The following is a 17,377-nucleotide window of genomic DNA, read 5'->3' on the forward strand; positions in this document are numbered from 1 at the left end:
CGGCCGCCGAGAGTTCACGCCACCGCATCCCGGCAGGTCGGGAAGGAGCGGGGCAACTGGCTATGCTCACGGCATGGCCGCTCTTGGATGGCTCACACCGCGTAGGCGTTCCGCGACAGCACGCAGCGTGCTGGCAGGCGAAGCGGCGGCGGAGGCAGCACGGAAGTCCTCACTCGCCGCCGAGCAGTCCGCCGGCGCCGAGGACGGCGCCGCCCCCGGCGCGCACGACGGGGAACCCGAGTTCCCTGTCGTCGGCGACGACCGGGCCGCTGCCTTCTTCGACCTGGACAACACCGTCATGCAGGGCGCGGCGATCTTCCACTTCGGCCGCGGGCTGTACAAACGGAAGTTCTTCGAGCGCCGCGAACTCACCCGGTTCGCCTGGCAGCAGGCCTGGTTCCGGCTGGCCGGCGTCGAGGACCCCGAACACATGCAGGACGCGCGCGACAGCGCCCTGTCCATCGTCAAAGGCCACCGCGTCTCCGAGCTGATGTCGATCGGCGAGGAGATCTACGACGAGTACATGGCCGATCGCATCTGGCCCGGCACCCGCGCGCTCGCCCAGGCCCACCTCGACGCCGGCCAGAAGGTCTGGCTGGTCACCGCCGCGCCGGTGGAGACCGCCACGATCATCGCCCGCCGGCTCGGCCTGACCGGGGCGCTGGGCACCGTCGCCGAGTCGGTCGACGGCGTCTACACCGGGCGCCTGGTCGGCGAACCGCTGCACGGCCCCGCGAAGGCCGAGGCGGTACGCGCCCTGGCCGCGGCGGAGGGTCTGGACCTGGCCCGCTGCGCGGCGTACAGCGACTCGCACAACGACATCCCGATGCTGTCCCTGGTCGGGCACCCGTACGCGATCAACCCGGACACCAAGCTCCGCAAGCACGCGCGCGCCCGGGACTGGCGGCTGCGCGACTACCGGACCGGCCGCAAGGCCGCCAAGGTCGGTATCCCGGCCGCGGCCGGCGTGGGCGCCCTCGCCGGCGGCACCGCAGCGGCCGTGGCCCTGCACCGCCGCCGCCGCTGAGAGGCCGCCGGACGGCCCGCCCCGCGTGATCCACCGGGGCCGGGCCACGCCCGGCCCCCTGCCGCCAATCGGGACCCCATACCCAGCGACCGCTCCCGCCAGTCGGATTACCCCCACCCGACCACAACCTGTCGCCCTCGCAGACAGATCCGGAAGTAATCCGATCAATAACCGGTCACGATGCGCTACGTGATGTGTCGAATAGTCGCTACAGAAGCGACGTAATCGGTGATTTGAGCAACTGGGTGTAGCACTGCCTGTACGAAGCGTTATTCTCCTCAGACGCATTCGGAACCCACCACTCACTACGACGAGTGACGGTTCCGCACTGCACGTGATGGAAGCTCTGCCTCTGGGAGTCCCGTGTACCCACACGTCGGGGTTGACGCCTCGGGCCTGGCTACGCTGCGCGCAACGGTCGCCGACCGCTTGCGCGGCTTCGTCCCCACCGCGTACGCCGTACCCGCCTTTGCCACCCCTGCACCTGCCGGCCCCTGCTACGCCCTGGCCGAACGCGGCGCGGCGGTCGGAAGACGCAGCAACCGCGGCGCAACGACCACGTCCACCGTTCGTCGGCCGACCGCCGACAGCGACAGCGCGCGCATGATGGATCTCGTCGAGCGCGCACAGGCCGGTGAGGCTGACGCCTTCGGCCGCCTCTATGACCAGTACAGCGACACCGTGTACCGCTACATCTACTACCGGGTGGGCGGCAAGGCGACGGCGGAGGACCTCACGAGTGAGACCTTCCTGCGCGCCCTGCGGCGCATCTCCACGTTCACCTGGCAGGGCCGCGACTTCGGCGCCTGGCTGGTCACCATCGCTCGCAACCTGGTCGCCGACCACTTCAAATCCAGTCGCTTCCGACTGGAAGTGACCACCGGCGAGATGCTCGACGCCAACGAGGTCGAGCGCAGCCCCGAGGACTCCGTCCTGGAGTCCCTCTCCAATGCCGCACTGCTCCAAGCCGTGCGCCGACTCAACCCCCAGCAGCAGGAGTGCGTGACCCTGCGCTTCCTGCAAGGCCTCTCGGTCGCCGAGACCGCCCGGGCGATGGGCAAGAACGAGGGCGCGATCAAGACCCTGCAGTACCGCGCCGTCCGCACCCTTGCCCGGCTCCTTCCGGACGATGCCCGCTGACCTCACACCGGACCGAATCACTCTCGGCAATATGTTCATCACGCACTGGTCCGATCATCTTTCGTGCGTAACCCAAGTGCCGCACCGCTCGTTGTGCCGGTTGCAGGCCCCCTGTCGTCACCCCATGTCCGCGGACACTCACTCATTCGTGTGGATGCGCTCAAGGTGTGCAACCTTCCGGACCCACAGGGGAGTCGACCGTCATGACGAGAGGAGGTGCCGCCAGTGATCGCAAACGTTTCGGCACACCGGCGGGCGAACGCCTTCGCCCAGGCCCTGGAGGAGCAGTCGCTCCGCGGTGCGGCGGCCGTACAGCCCGAGGACCCGGCCGAACAGGCCAACCCCGGACCGCTGTTGGCCCTGGCGAACGGCCTCGGTGAGCTACCGAAGCCGGAGTTGGATCCCGAGGTCAAAGTGGTGCAACGAGCCCAGCTCGTCGCCGCCATGGAGGCCATGTTCGCCGAGGGCGGCGCAGCCGCGGACCCTACGGTGCCCGAACAACGGGGCAAGGGGGCCCACCGGGCCTCGCCACTCCGGAAACTGCGCCCCAGATCGCGCTGGACGAAAGGCCTCGCAGCCGGCGGGCTCACCGTCGGTGTGGCCGCCGGGGCCTTCGGCGGAGTGGCGGCTGCCAGTTCCGACGCCCTGCCGGGTGACTCCCTCTACGGGCTGAAGCGCGGCATGGAGGACATCCACCTCGGCCTGGCCGACGGCGACGCGGACCGCGGCGAGGTCTACCTGGACCAGGCCTCGACCCGGCTCAGCGAAGCCCGCAGGCTGATGGAGCGCGCTCGCTCCGGCGACCTGGACCACGAGCAGCTCGGCGAAGTCAGGCGCACGCTCAACGGCATGACCCACGACGCCACCGAGGGCCACCGCCTCCTCCACGCCGCCTACGAACGGGACGGCACGATCGGCCCCATCCAGACCCTCGACTCCTTCTCCCGCGCACACCGCGACAGCTGGAGCAGCCTCCGCGACCGCCTCCCCGTACAGCTGACCGACGTCGGCGACCAGGTGAGCTCGGTCTTCGCGGCCATAGACGAAGAGGTCGGGCCGCTGCAGTCGCTGCTCCCCCGTCCCCCGGAGACGAGCAACGGATCCCAGGAGTCCGGCACCACCGGCACCGGCTCCGGCTCCGCCCCGTCCTCCCGTTCACACGCCCCGTCGCCCTCGTCCCCCTCCGGCACGCACGACAGCAGTACGGGCACCAGCTCCTCGCCCAGGCCGTCGGGCTCGGGCAGCACCCCGGCGGACAGCCTGATCAGCGGCGGCACGGACGGGCTCTTCGACCCGCCGTCGCCCGGCGCCACCACACCGACGCAGGACACACCGAGCACCACCCCGTCGCCGGACGTCACCCTTCCGCCGCTGATCCCCGGCCTGATCGGCGGCCTCGGAATCGACGCCGAGGACGACAAGAGCTGACCTGTCGCCGGCCCCGGCACGCCCGGGGCCGGCGTCAGAAGAACACCGAACGCCGCTGCACCAGCAGCTTGTACAGCGTGTGCTGAATCTGCTCCCGCACCTGATCCGTCAGGTTGAACATCAGCATCGGATCCTCCGCCGCCTCCAACGGATACCCGTCCGTGGGAATCGGCTCACCGAACTGGATCGTCCACTTCGTCGGCAACGGCACCGCGCCCAGCGGCCCCAGCCAGGGAAACGTCGGCGTGATCGGGAAGTACGGCGTACCCAGCAGCCGCGCCAGCGTCTTCGAGTTGCCGATCATCGGGTAGATCTCCTCCGCCCCCACGATCGAGCACGGCACGATCGGCACCCCGGCCCGCAACGCCGTCGAGACGAAACCGCCGCGCCCGAAGCGCTGCAGCTTGTACCGCTCGCCGAACGGCTTGCCGATGCCCTTGAAGCCCTCGGGCATCACCCCGACGACCTCGCCCTTCCGCAGCAGCCGCTCCGCGTCCTCCGCGCAGGCCAGCGTGTGCCCGGCCTTGCGGGCCAGCTCGTTCACGACCGGCAGCATGAAGACCAGGTCCGCGGCGAGCAGCCGCAGATGCCGCCCCGCCGGATGGTTGTCGTGCACCGCTACCTGGAGCATCAGCCCGTCCAGCGGCAGCGTCCCCGAATGGTTGGACACGATGAGCGCCCCGCCGTCCGACGGGATGTTCTCGATGCCCTTCACCTCGACCCGGAAGTACTTCTCGTACACCGGCCGCAGCATCGACATCAGCACCTGGTCGGTGAGTTCCTCGTCGTAGCCGAACTCGTCGACGTCGTACTCACCCGTGACCCGTCGCCGCAGGAACGCGAGCCCGCCCGCGATCCGCCGGTCCCAGCCACCGTCTCCCGCATCCTCAGAGGCCACCACGGCGTCCTCCTGCCCCTCCGGCGGCAGCGCGGCCTCCAGCTGCCCGGGCAGGGCGCTGACGGACCCTGTGCCGCGTCCTGAGGGCCGCCGGCGCGCGGAGCGCGACACACCCCCGGACCGCGAACGGTCGTCGTCGAACGGAATGACCTTGGCATCCGCCATCGTCGGTGCGCTCCTCTACCTGACGCTCGGAGTCGGGTGTGTGTCGCCGTCGGCCCCGGTGGCCCCGCCGGCGAACGGCATGGCGGCCAGTCTGTCGACGGCCCGGCCCACCGCCGCGGGCGGCAGCAGCCCCGGCCCACGGCTGCGCGCGAACTCGGCGAAGGTCTCCGCCGTGGAGAACCGCGGACGGAAGCCCAGGGTCTCGCGCATCTGGACCGTGGAGACCACCCTGCCATGGGTGAGCAGCCGGATCTGTTCCGGCGAGAAGTCCGTCATACCGACGGTACGCAGCGCCTGCCCGACCCACGTGACCGCGGGCAGCAGCAGCGGCATCGTCGGCCGCCCCAGCCGCCGCGAACACTGCGACAGCAGCAGCACCCCGTCCCCCGCGATGTTGAACGTGCCGCTGTTCAGCGTCCCGCGCCGCGGTTCGCCCGCCGCGATGCCCAGCACGTCGATGACGTCGTCCTCGTGGACGAACTGGAGCCGCGGGTCGTACCCGAACACCGTCGGCAGCACCGGCAGCGACAGATAGTCGGCGAGCGGCGAGTCAGGATCGGGGCCCAGGATGTTCGCGAACCTCAGCACGCACACGGCCACGTCCGGCCTGCGGCGCGCGAAGCCCCGTACGTACCCCTCGACCTCCACCGCGTCCTTCGCGAAGCCCCCGCTGGGCAGCGACTTGGGCGGAGTCGTCTCGTGGAAGACCGCCGGATCGCGGGGGGCTGAGCCGTACACCCCCGTACTGGACTTGACCACCATCCGCCGGACCGACGGCGACTTCTGACAGGCACCGAGCAACTGCATGGTGCCGATGACGTTGGTCTCCTTCACCGCGGTACGCCCCTGGGCCCCCAGCGCCTTGGCGCTGACGTCCAGGTGGACGACCGTGTCGACCGCATGCTCGGCGAGCACTCTGGCGATGGCGGGCTGGCGGATGTCCGCGCGGACGAAGACGGCGTCGCCCAGCTGGTGCCCGGGCGCGACCGCGTCGACGGCGATCACCCGGTCCACTTCCGGATCACGCTGGATACGCCGCACGAACCGGCCGCCCAGCTGCCGGGCCGCTCCCGTGACGAGCACGACCTTCCCCAAGATCAGCGCCTTCCGTCGGTCTCCCGTGAGGTGAGTGAAGGGGGGCGCCCGCGAAAAGGCACTCCCCCGGTCGTCACCGTAGCGGGTGGATGTTGCCCTGTGGCGACTGCGCGGCGGCCTTCCCCCGCGTCTTGGCCCGAATGTGCGCACCCTTCACGCACACACCCCGTACAGCACCGCAGCCCTCCCGCCTGATCGGCGGGAGGGCTGCGGATTTCACGAACTGCGTTCGCTTACTTCTTGTTGCGACGCTGAACGCGCGTGCGCTTGAGCAGCTTGCGGTGCTTCTTCTTGGCCATCCGCTTACGCCGCTTCTTGATAACAGAGCCCACGACTACCCTCGCTCACTTCTTCTTCACTGGTGCGGGGCGTCTGGGCCCACACGACCTACGTCGGCCTAGCCTACCCGCCACCGCGTGAGGTACGTAATCCGAGGGGAACGTCAGGCCGTCCCCACCCCCACGAAGGACTCGCGGAGATACTCGTGAACCGCTTGCTCCGGCACCCGGAAGGACCTGCCCACCCGGATCGCCGGCAGATGACCACTGTGCACCAAGCGGTACACGGTCATCTTCGACACTCGCATGACCGAGGCAACTTCCGCCACAGTCAGAAACTTGACCTCGTTGAGAGGCCTCTCGCTGTCAGCAGCCATGACCCACCTGTACCTTCCGCACGAGACGCGCACCGGCTTCCCCTCCGGTGACTCTTCGTCGTTGTGCGCTCACTCCCCAGATTAGGGGCGGGTGATGCGAGTGGGGAAGAGGAGAGACGATCGGCCGCCTACTGTGACAGACACGCCCGATTGAGTACATAGCGCGTGAGCGGCAGGTAGTACGCGGACCGCACGGCGTCGTCGAGCGGAACGGCGACCGCCACCCGGCCCTCCGCCTCCCCGACGAACAGCGCCGGATCGTCCGTATCGGCCAGGCCGATCGCCTCGATACCCAGCTGACCTGCCCCGCAGACCCAGCCGTGGTCCCCCACGACGAGTGCCGGCAGCGGCCCCCGGGCATCCGCGGCAGCCTCCAGTGCCACCCTCAGCGGCAGCGGTGAGTGGGTGTGTGCGCCGGTGTCACCACCGGGCACCCGCACGCCGGGTTCGCGCACCATCGCAACTCCCCGTACGTAGTCGAGGTTGTACGTACGTACGCCGAACCGGGTCGTTATGTCGATACGTCGCCCCTGCGCGGGGGTGAGCACGGTGCACCCCACCGCCGACAAGGCGTCTGCCAGCGCTGCGTAGAAGCCGAGCAGACGGTGCGGATGACCCGTCCCGAACAGCACCGGCGCCCGCCGCGCCGCAGCATCCGACAACCGTTCGGCAAACGCGTCCAGCCCCGCCAGCGTCCGCTCCGGATCGATCACATCGGGACCCGAGACATGCGCGGGATCCTCCGAGACCCCGCACTTGTCGGCCATGAGCCGCAGCAGGTCCCGCTCCCCCCACACCCGTCCGGGATCGAGACCGAGCGTCACCCGCGGATCCCTGGCCGCGAACAGCCGATAGCTCCGCAGACTCAGTTCCCGCGAGGTGGCCACGGGCCCGGCCAGCCGGGCCGCCAGCAGATGCGCGCGCAGCGCTCCGGTACTCAACACCCTGCCGATGCTGCCCGACCAACCGCGCCCAGGGACCAAAACCCGGATTACGCCCCACAGTTGGCGTAACCCCGGCACAACACCCGCACCCGGGCCCGCCTCAGGTCAGCAGCCCCCGCAGCGGGAACGCCGCACGCCTGGTCGCGAGCACCGCCTGGTCCAGCCGGTCCGCCGGGTCGTAACCGTCCTCCCAGGCCTTCCACGACGGGGTACGCCCGTCCGTCATCCGGGCCGGCCCGAGCTGCCGGGTCCGGGCGTAGACCTCGTCCCGCCACGACGACGGGATCACCGACTCGGGGTCCACCGGCGCATGCGCGGCGATCCCCACCAGATGCGTCCAGGACCGCGGCACCACGTCCACCACCGCATAACCGCCCCCTCCGAGCGCCACCCATCGCCCGCCGTCCGCGTACTCGTGCGCCAGGTCGTGGCAGGCGGCCATCACGGCCCGCTGCGCGTCCAGCGACACCGCGAGATGGGCCAGCGGGTCCTCGAAGTGCGTGTCGGCCCCGTGCTGCGTCACCAGCACCTGCGGCCGGAAGTCCGCCAGCAGCTCGGGCACCACCGCGTGGAACGCCCGCAGCCACCCCGCGTCGCCCGTACCGGCCGGCAGCGCCACATTGACCGCACCACCCTCACCGGCCCCCGCCCCGGTCTCCTCGGGCCAGCCGGTCTGCGGGAAGAGCGTCCTGGGGTGCTCGTGCAGCGAGACGGTCAGAACCCGCGGGTCCTCCCAGAAGACCGCCTGCACCCCGTCGCCGTGGTGCACGTCCACATCGACGTACGCGACCCGCTCCGCCCCCAGCTCCAGCAGCCGCGCGATGGCGAGCGCCGGATCGTTGTAGATACAGAAGCCCGCAGCCCCGCCGGGCATGGCGTGATGGAGCCCGCCGGTGAAGTTCACGGCGTGCCCGGTCTCCCCCCGCCACACGGCCTCGGCCGCCGCCACCGACTGCCCGGCGATCAGCGCCGACACCTCGTGCATCCCGGCGAACGCCGGATCGTCCGTCGTCCCGATCCCGTAGCTCTGGTCCGCGGCCCGCGGATCGGCGGAGGCGGCCCGCACCGCGGCCACGTAGTCCGACCGGTGCACAAGCCGCAGCGTCGAGTCCCCGGCCGCCTTGGCCGCCACGACGTCCACTGCCCGGTCGAGACCGAACGCCCGGACCAACCCCATCGTCAGGGCGAGCCTGACCGGGTCCATGGGATGACTGTCCCCGAAGTCGTATCCCGTTACTGCGTCATCCCACATCAACTGTGCGCGGCCGCTCATGCCCGCCACCGTATCGGGCAGGCTCCGCGCCGAACGACTTGGCGTACGCCAGCGTCGCGAGCACCAGCACCATCGGGACGAGCATCGCGCCCCGGTAGCTCCACGCGTCCCCGAGCGCCCCCACGAGCGGCGAGCCGACAAGGAATCCCACGTAGTTGAAGATGTTCAGCCGCGCGATCGCGGTGTCGCTCGCCCCGGGGAACATCCGCCCCGCGGCCGCGAAGGTCTGCGGCACGATCACACAGAGCCCGAGCCCCAGCATCGTGAACCCGAGCATCCCCACCCAGGCCCCGCCGGCGACAGCCACCACACCGAACCCGGCCGCGGCCAGCACACTCCCGGACCGCACCACGGCCACGGCCCCGAACCGCCGCACCCCGAAGTCCCCGACAGCACGCCCCAGCAGCGTCGTCACCATGTAGACGTTGTACGGGACGGTCGAGAGCTGCTCCGAACTTCCCAGCACATCCTGCAGATACTTCGCGCTCCAGTTGGAGACCGTCGAATCCCCGATGTACGCGAAGCACATCACCAGACAGAGCGGCATCAGCAGCTTGAAGGAGACCGAACCGGCATTCCCCCGCGCACCACCCTGCTGCCCCTCTTCCTCCTGCTTGCCCTCGACGTACCACCGGCTCCCGGCGAGCGCGACGGGCAGCAGCACCACAACCACCGGAAGGTACGAGACCAGCAGCGACAGATCCCAGTGCGCCCCGGCCCACGCCATGGACGCCCCGGCAATCCCGCCCAGGCTGTACGCGGCATGGAAGCCGAGCATGATGGAACGCCCGTACGCCCGCTGGAGACTGACCCCCATCATGTTCATGGAGGCGTCCAGCGCACCGACGGACAGCCCGAACACACCGAGCGCCAGGGCCGCTTCCCACACCTCGCTCCCGGCACCGACGCCGAGCAGCGCAAGCAGCACAACCGGCTGCGCCCACCGCAGGACCACCCTCGGCCGCACCCGAGCGACCACCTTCTCCGTGACCACGCTGCCCACGCCGGCCAGGATCGGCACGGCGGCAAGGAACACGGGCAGCAGGCCGTCGGATATCCCGTACCGGTCCTGAATCGCGGGGATCCGGGTGACGAGGAGAGCGAAGGTGACGCCCTGCACGAAGAAGCTCAACGCAAGGGAGGCTCTGCCGTGCCGCAAACGTGCATCTGTCATGTGCGCGAGCGTAGAGCCAGTCTCTACCCATGGGTAGACGCGTCAGGCAAGCAATTCCCGCAGCTGTCCCATGTCGGAGAAATGCCCGGTCACCCCGGCCAGCCGGTCCGCCGGCATCATCGACGTGAACCCGTACACATCCATGCCCGCGGCCCTCGCCGCCTCCACTCCGAGCGGGCTGTCCTCGATGACGACGCACCGTTCGGGAGCCACGCCCATCCGTTCGGCGGCGAGGAGGAACAGATCGGGCGCCGGTTTCCCACGGCCCACGTCCTCCGCCGAGAAGATCCACTCCTCCTCGAACCACTGGTCGAGCCCTGTCTTGCGATGGCTGACCCGGATCCGCTCGTGGCTGCTGGAGGAGGCGACACAGTACGGAATCCCGTCGGCGACGAGCTCCCCCAGCACCTCCTCCACGCCGGGAACGGGTTCCAGCTCCCGCTGGAACCCTTCAAAGATCCGTGCGTGGAGCGTGTCGTCGAAGTCCGCGGGCAGCTTCTCCCCGCCCCGTTCCTCGACGAGGTCGTGCACCCGGTGCACGGCGGACCCCATGTAGTCGCGGAGGGACTCCTCGTACGAGGTGGGGTGCCCGAGCTCTGTGAGGTAGCCGGCCAGGATGGTGTTGGCGATCGGCTCGCTGTCCACGAGCACACCGTCGTTGTCGAAGATGACCAGTTCGTAGCGCATGTCACGACCTTAAACGGTCGGAACGCAGAAAAGCCCCGTGCCACAAGGGCACGGGGCTTTTCATAAAAGGAGTTCGGCGGCGTCCTACTCTCCCACAGGGTCCCCCCTGCAGTACCATCGGCGCTGAAAGGCTTAGCTTCCGGGTTCGGAATGTAACCGGGCGTTTCCCTAACGCAATGACCACCGAAACACTATGAAATTAACCAACACCGGAACAAAACACGGCCGTTCGTTATTTCAGAACTAACACAGTGGACGCGAGCAACTGAGGACAAGCCCTCGGCCTATTAGTACCAGTCAGCTCCACCCGTTACCGGGCTTCCACATCTGGCCTATCAACCCAGTCGTCTACTGGGAGCCTTAACCCTTCAAGAGGGTGGGAATACTCATCTCGAAGCAGGCTTCCCGCTTAGATGCTTTCAGCGGTTATCCTTTCCGAACGTAGCCAACCAGCCATGCCCTTGGCAGGACAACTGGCACACCAGAGGTTCGTCCGTCCCGGTCCTCTCGTACTAGGGACAGCCCTTCTCAATATTCCTACGCGCACAGCGGATAGGGACCGAACTGTCTCACGACGTTCTAAACCCAGCTCGCGTACCGCTTTAATGGGCGAACAGCCCAACCCTTGGGACCGACTCCAGCCCCAGGATGCGACGAGCCGACATCGAGGTGCCAAACCATCCCGTCGATATGGACTCTTGGGGAAGATCAGCCTGTTATCCCCGGGGTACCTTTTATCCGTTGAGCGACAGCGCTTCCACAAGCCACTGCCGGATCACTAGTCCCGACTTTCGTCCCTGCTCGACCCGTCGGTCTCACAGTCAAGCTCCCTTGTGCACTTACACTCAACACCTGATTGCCAACCAGGCTGAGGGAACCTTTGGGCGCCTCCGTTACTCTTTAGGAGGCAACCGCCCCAGTTAAACTACCCATCAGACACTGTCCCTGATCCGGATCACGGACCCAGGTTAGACATCCAGCACGACCAGAGTGGTATTTCAACGACGACTCCACAACCACTGGCGTGGCCGCTTCAAAGTCTCCCACCTATCCTACACAAGCCGAACCGAACACCAATATCAAACTATAGTAAAGGTCCCGGGGTCTTTCCGTCCTGCTGCGCGAAACGAGCATCTTTACTCGTAGTGCAATTTCACCGGGCCTATGGTTGAGACAGTCGAGAAGTCGTTACGCCATTCGTGCAGGTCGGAACTTACCCGACAAGGAATTTCGCTACCTTAGGATGGTTATAGTTACCACCGCCGTTTACTGGCGCTTAAGTTCTCAGCTTCGCCGACCCGAAAGTCAGCTAACCGGTCCCCTTAACGTTCCAGCACCGGGCAGGCGTCAGTCCGTATACATCGCCTTACGGCTTCGCACGGACCTGTGTTTTTAGTAAACAGTCGCTTCTCGCTGGTCTCTGCGGCCACCCCCAGCTCACCGAGTAAATCGGATCACCAGTGATGGCCCCCCTTCTCCCGAAGTTACGGGGGCATTTTGCCGAGTTCCTTAACCATAGTTCACCCGAACGCCTCGGTATTCTCTACCTGACCACCTGAGTCGGTTTAGGGTACGGGCCGCCATGAAACTCGCTAGAGGCTTTTCTCGACAGCATAGGATCATCCACTTCACCACAATCGGCTCGGCATCAGGTCTCAGCCTTAATGTGTGACGGATTTACCTACCACACGGCCTACACCCTTACCCCGGGACTACCACCGCCCGGGCTGGACTACCTTCCTGCGTCACCCCATCGCTTACCTAGTACAAGTCTGGTTCGTCGGCTCCACCACTACCCTCAACTCCGAAGAGATCGGGCCGGCTTCACGGACTTAGCATCGCCTGATTCAGTATTGGGCGTTTCAAAGCGGGTACCGGAATATCAACCGGTTGTCCATCGACTACGCCTGTCGGCCTCGCCTTAGGTCCCGACTTACCCTGGGCAGATCAGCTTGACCCAGGAACCCTTAGTCAATCGGCGCACACGTTTCTCACGTGTGTATCGCTACTCATGCCTGCATTCTCACTCGTGAACCGTCCACAACTCGCTTCCGCGGCTGCTTCACCCGGCACACGACGCTCCCCTACCCATCCCAGCCCCCGTTGGGGGTATGTGCTGGAATGACACGACTTCGGCGGTACGCTTGAGCCCCGCTACATTGTCGGCGCGGAATCACTTGACCAGTGAGCTATTACGCACTCTTTCAAGGGTGGCTGCTTCTAAGCCAACCTCCTGGTTGTCTCTGCGACTCCACATCCTTTCCCACTTAGCGTACGCTTAGGGGCCTTAGTCGATGCTCTGGGCTGTTTCCCTCTCGACCATGGAGCTTATCCCCCACAGTCTCACTGCCGTGCTCTCACTTACCGGCATTCGGAGTTTGGCTAAGGTCAGTAACCCGGTAGGGCCCATCGCCTATCCAGTGCTCTACCTCCGGCAAGAAACACACGACGCTGCACCTAAATGCATTTCGGGGAGAACCAGCTATCACGGAGTTTGATTGGCCTTTCACCCCTAACCACAGGTCATCCCCCAGGTTTTCAACCCTGGTGGGTTCGGTCCTCCACGAAGTCTTACCTCCGCTTCAACCTGCCCATGGCTAGATCACTCCGCTTCGGGTCTTGAGCGCGCTACTAAATCGCCCTATTCGGACTCGCTTTCGCTACGGCTTCCCCACACGGGTTAACCTCGCAACACACCGCAAACTCGCAGGCTCATTCTTCAAAAGGCACGCAGTCACGACTGCATGTGCAAGCACATACAGCGACGCTCCCACGGCTTGTAGGCACACGGTTTCAGGTACTATTTCACTCCGCTCCCGCGGTACTTTTCACCATTCCCTCACGGTACTATCCGCTATCGGTCACCAGGGAATATTTAGGCTTAACGGGTGGTCCCGCCAGATTCACACGGGATTTCTCGGGCCCCGTGCTACTTGGGTGTCTCTTAAACGAGCCGTTGATGTTTCAGCTACGGGGGTCTTACCCTCTACGCCGGACCTTTCGCATGTCCTTCGCCTACATCAACGGTTTCTGACTCGTCTCACAGCCGGCAGACCGTGAAAAAGAGATCCCACAACCCCGCATGCGCAACCCCTGCCGGGTATCACACGCATACGGTTTGGCCTGATCCAGTTTCGCTCGCCACTACTCCCGGAATCACGGTTGTTTTCTCTTCCTGAGGGTACTGAGATGTTTCACTTCCCCTCGTTCCCTCCACACTGCCTATGTGTTCAGCAGTGGGTGACAGCCCATGACGACTGCCGGGTTTCCCCATTCGGACACCCCCGGATCAAAGCTTGGTTGACAGCTCCCCGGGGCCTATCGTGGCCTCCCACGTCCTTCATCGGTTCCTGGTGCCAAGGCATCCACCGTGCGCCCTTAAAAACTTGGCCACAGATGCTCGCGTCCACTGTGCAGTTCTCAAACAACGACCAGCCACCCATCACCCCACCCTTACAGGCGAGTTCACTGGGGCCGGCAACCGAAGGACGACCTTTACGGCCGTACCTTCAGATACCCAACAGCGTGCCCGACCCGACCGATCACCCTCACGTTCCACGCCGAAGCAGTACTAGTGAAAACAACCTGTCGTGCCGAATAGTCAACGTTCCACCCATGAGCTGACCACCGCCGAACATTTGCCGGCGTAGTGGCTCTGGATTCCTTGCGGAATCTAGATGCTCCTTAGAAAGGAGGTGATCCAGCCGCACCTTCCGGTACGGCTACCTTGTTACGACTTCGTCCCAATCGCCAGTCCCACCTTCGACAGCTCCCTCCCACAAGGGGTTGGGCCACCGGCTTCGGGTGTTACCGACTTTCGTGACGTGACGGGCGGTGTGTACAAGGCCCGGGAACGTATTCACCGCAGCAATGCTGATCTGCGATTACTAGCAACTCCGACTTCATGGGGTCGAGTTGCAGACCCCAATCCGAACTGAGACCGGCTTTTTGAGATTCGCTCCGCCTCGCGGCATCGCAGCTCATTGTACCGGCCATTGTAGCACGTGTGCAGCCCAAGACATAAGGGGCATGATGACTTGACGTCGTCCCCACCTTCCTCCGAGTTGACCCCGGCAGTCTCCTGTGAGTCCCCATCACCCCGAAGGGCATGCTGGCAACACAGAACAAGGGTTGCGCTCGTTGCGGGACTTAACCCAACATCTCACGACACGAGCTGACGACAGCCATGCACCACCTGTATACCGACCACAAGGGGGGCACCATCTCTGATGCTTTCCGGTATATGTCAAGCCTTGGTAAGGTTCTTCGCGTTGCGTCGAATTAAGCCACATGCTCCGCTGCTTGTGCGGGCCCCCGTCAATTCCTTTGAGTTTTAGCCTTGCGGCCGTACTCCCCAGGCGGGGAACTTAATGCGTTAGCTGCGGCACCGACGACGTGGAATGTCGCCAACACCTAGTTCCCAACGTTTACGGCGTGGACTACCAGGGTATCTAATCCTGTTCGCTCCCCACGCTTTCGCTCCTCAGCGTCAGTAATGGCCCAGAGATCCGCCTTCGCCACCGGTGTTCCTCCTGATATCTGCGCATTTCACCGCTACACCAGGAATTCCGATCTCCCCTACCACACTCTAGCCTGCCCGTATCGACTGCAGACCCGGGGTTAAGCCCCGGGCTTTCACAACCGACGCAACAAGCCGCCTACGAGCTCTTTACGCCCAATAATTCCGGACAACGCTTGCGCCCTACGTATTACCGCGGCTGCTGGCACGTAGTTAGCCGGCGCTTCTTCTGCAGGTACCGTCACTTTCGCTTCTTCCCTGCTGAAAGAGGTTTACAACCCGAAGGCCGTCATCCCTCACGCGGCGTCGCTGCATCAGGCTTTCGCCCATTGTGCAATATTCCCCACTGCTGCCTCCCGTAGGAGTCTGGGCCGTGTCTCAGTCCCAGTGTGGCCGGTCGCCCTCTCAGGCCGGCTACCCGTCGTCGCCTTGGTAGGCCATTACCCCACCAACTAGCTGATAGGCCGCGGGCTCATCCTTCACCGCCGGAGCTTTTAACCTTCCCCCATGAGAGGGAAAGTGTTATCCGGTATTAGACCCCGTTTCCAGGGCTTGTCCCAGAGTGAAGGGCAGATTGCCCACGTGTTACTCACCCGTTCGCCACTAATCCACCCCGAAGGGCTTCATCGTTCGACTTGCATGTGTTAAGCACGCCGCCAGCGTTCGTCCTGAGCCAGGATCAAACTCTCCGTGAATGTTTTCCCGTAATCGGGTAGACACCACGAGAGCGGAACGACCAGGTCGGAATATGACCGATCGTCCACTGAATCCTCGCTGTGTGCATTGCCTACCAGGCCAGAGACCTGTTAGGACTTTTCAAAGGAACCTCGAACCTGCCGAAGCAGGTCGGGGTATCAACATATCTGGCGTTGACTTTTGGCACGCTGTTGAGTTCTCAAGGAACGGACGCTTCCTTTGTACTCACCCTCTCGGGCTTTCCTCCGGGCGCTTCCCTTCGGTCTTGCGTTTCCGACTCTATCAGACTCTTTCGTGTCCGATTCCCGGTCGAAGCGGGCCTCGCATTTTCGCTTTCCAGTTCTTCGCTTTCGCGTTTCCCTTTCCGGCGAGACCGACTCTATCAGATCCTGTCGGGCCTGATTCCCAGTCAGCGGGGCTTGTCCTCCCGGCTGTTGGGCCGTTCCGACGAGTGAGACGTTAGCGGAATCCAGGGCCTCGACGCTAATCGGGGTCGCGTTCCTTCGAACGCGGATTCCTCATTTCGCAAATGCGCACGCAGAGACAGGCGACACGTGTCGCTCACTCGTTGTGGTTACTGCGGAATGGCTGTCCGGGGACCGACCGGGGTCGGCGCTCACGTCGGACAACTCGGAGCACACTACGGATGCGGAGTGGGAGTGTCAACCCCGGTCCCCGCCGGGGTCCGGTGGAAGGCGCGGCGGTAGTCGCGGGGGCTGGTTCCCAGATGGGTGGCGAAGTGCTGGCGCATGGTGATCTCGCTGCCGAAGCCCGTGCGGCGGGCCACCTCGGGCAGGGGCAGATCGGTGCGCTCCAGCAGCTTCTGAGCTGCTGCGATGCGCTGGGCAATCAGCCACCGCAGCGGAGTGGTCCCCGTACTCGCCTGGAAGTGGCGGGCGAAGGAGCGCGGAGACATGCCCGCCCGGGCGGCCAGCTCCGCCACCGTATGCGGATCCGCCAGACGGGTCAGGGCGAAGGCGCGTACGGCCGCGAGCGTGTCGGCGTCGCGGTCGGTGTGCGGTGTGGGGTGCTCGATGAACTGGGCCTGGGTGCCGGTACGGAAAGGGGCCGTGACCATCGAGCGCGCGATCGTCGCCGCGGCCTCGGCGCCATGGGTCCTCCGTACGAGATGGAGGCAGAGGTCGATACCGGCTGCCGTGCCGGCGGACGTCCAGAGGTTGTCGTCGTGGACGAACAGGGCGTCCGGGACGACGGTCACTGCGGGGTGGCGGATGCGCAGGAGGTCCGTGAGGTTCCAGTGGGTGACTGCCTGGCGGCCGTCGAGGAGGCCGGCCTGGGCCAGGGTGAAGGCGCCTCCGCAGAGGGCGGCGATCGGCGTGGCGCGGGCGTGGGCGCGGCGCAGCGCGTCCAGGACCGCTTCGGGTGCCGGTGTCACATGGTCGTCGAGGCCCGGGACGACGATCAGGTCGGCCCGGGTCAGCCAGCTCAGCGTGCGGTCCGGGGTGAGGGAGAGTCCGCCGCGCAGCGGGATGGGGCCGTCGGTGGCCGCGGTGCGGCGCAGGACGAATGGCGGGACTCCGCGGTCCGTGCGGTCCACGCCCCAGACCTCCGTGATGACCGAGACGTCGAAGGCGCGGACTCCGGGGAAGGAGACGAGGGCGATCCGGGTGGCGGCGGGGTGGGGTTTCTCGGTCGCGGTCATGGTGGCAGTAAAG

General features: G+C 65.7%; 12 protein-coding genes and 3 rRNA genes. 3 read left to right on the forward strand and 12 right to left on the reverse strand.

All coding sequences use genetic code 11. The annotated features are described in order from the left end of the window. Positions 1–73 precede the first annotated feature (73 nt). From SH922_RS17475 to SH922_RS17485, 3 genes are all read left to right on the forward strand, one after another. On the forward strand, positions 74–1,027 hold the full coding sequence (locus SH922_RS17475) for an HAD family hydrolase (protein ID WP_393058885.1): 954 nt from the start codon (positions 74–76) through the stop codon (positions 1,025–1,027). Between the two features lie 363 nt (positions 1,028–1,390). Beyond that, positions 1,391–2,167, forward strand: coding sequence for an ECF subfamily RNA polymerase sigma factor, BldN family (locus tag SH922_RS17480; RefSeq protein WP_326736903.1), 777 nt, complete (start codon positions 1,391–1,393; stop codon positions 2,165–2,167). 225 nt (positions 2,168–2,392) lie between these two features. After that, positions 2,393–3,595, forward strand: coding sequence for a DUF5667 domain-containing protein (locus SH922_RS17485; protein WP_393058886.1), 1,203 nt, complete (start codon positions 2,393–2,395; stop codon positions 3,593–3,595). A 34-nt stretch (positions 3,596–3,629) separates the two neighbouring features. Here SH922_RS17485 and SH922_RS17490 read toward each other — a convergent pair whose 3' ends face one another. From SH922_RS17490 to SH922_RS17545, 12 genes are all read right to left on the reverse strand, one after another. Continuing rightward, positions 3,630–4,658 carry a lysophospholipid acyltransferase family protein gene (locus tag SH922_RS17490; RefSeq protein ID WP_393058887.1) on the reverse strand — a complete coding sequence of 343 codons (1,029 nt, stop codon included), beginning with the start codon at positions 4,656–4,658 and terminating at the stop codon, positions 3,630–3,632. Positions 4,659–4,673: 15 nt separating this feature from the next. Continuing rightward, a complete protein-coding gene (locus SH922_RS17495) occupies positions 4,674–5,753 on the reverse strand; it encodes an NAD-dependent epimerase/dehydratase family protein (RefSeq protein ID WP_393058888.1) in 1,080 nt (359 codons plus the stop codon). A 233-nt stretch (positions 5,754–5,986) separates the two neighbouring features. Then, entirely contained in the window at positions 5,987–6,085 is a 99-nt protein-coding gene (locus SH922_RS17500) for a 30S ribosomal protein bS22 (RefSeq protein WP_003948845.1), read from the reverse strand. A gap of 110 nt (positions 6,086–6,195) precedes the next feature. Beyond that, entirely contained in the window at positions 6,196–6,408 is a 213-nt protein-coding gene (locus tag SH922_RS17505; protein ID WP_123460011.1) for a helix-turn-helix domain-containing protein, read from the reverse strand. Positions 6,409–6,536: 128 nt separating this feature from the next. After that, positions 6,537–7,352: a phosphatase gene (locus SH922_RS17510; RefSeq protein ID WP_393058889.1), complete on the reverse strand. Its 816-nt coding sequence runs from the start codon at positions 7,350–7,352 to the stop codon at positions 6,537–6,539. A 100-nt stretch (positions 7,353–7,452) separates the two neighbouring features. Continuing rightward, positions 7,453–8,625 carry an acetoin utilization protein AcuC gene (locus SH922_RS17515; protein ID WP_393058890.1) on the reverse strand — a complete coding sequence of 391 codons (1,173 nt, stop codon included), beginning with the start codon at positions 8,623–8,625 and terminating at the stop codon, positions 7,453–7,455. Continuing rightward, complete coding sequence (locus tag SH922_RS17520) at positions 8,594–9,799, reverse strand: MFS transporter (protein WP_393058891.1); 1,206 nt, start codon at positions 9,797–9,799, stop codon at positions 8,594–8,596. Before SH922_RS17520 ends, SH922_RS17515 begins: the two co-directional genes overlap by 32 nt. Before the next feature lie 42 nt (positions 9,800–9,841). Then, complete coding sequence (locus SH922_RS17525) at positions 9,842–10,486, reverse strand: HAD family hydrolase (RefSeq protein ID WP_393058892.1); 645 nt, start codon at positions 10,484–10,486, stop codon at positions 9,842–9,844. 71 nt (positions 10,487–10,557) lie between these two features. After that, positions 10,558–10,674 (reverse strand): 5S ribosomal RNA (gene rrf / locus SH922_RS17530). A gap of 79 nt (positions 10,675–10,753) precedes the next feature. Continuing rightward, positions 10,754–13,878 (reverse strand): 23S ribosomal RNA (locus SH922_RS17535). Positions 13,879–14,174: 296 nt separating this feature from the next. Then, positions 14,175–15,700 (reverse strand): 16S ribosomal RNA (locus tag SH922_RS17540). Together the 16S, 23S and 5S rRNA genes form the textbook arrangement of a ribosomal RNA operon. Positions 15,701–16,341: 641 nt before the next feature. Then, positions 16,342–17,364 (reverse strand): GlxA family transcriptional regulator, encoded by a 1,023-nt coding sequence (locus tag SH922_RS17545; protein WP_393058893.1) that lies wholly within the window; start codon positions 17,362–17,364, stop codon positions 16,342–16,344. Positions 17,365–17,377: the final 13 nt, after the last annotated feature.

This window comes from Streptomyces sp. LN549 (assembly GCF_043203805.1).
Classification (GTDB): Bacteria; Actinomycetota; Actinomycetes; order Streptomycetales; family Streptomycetaceae; genus Streptomyces.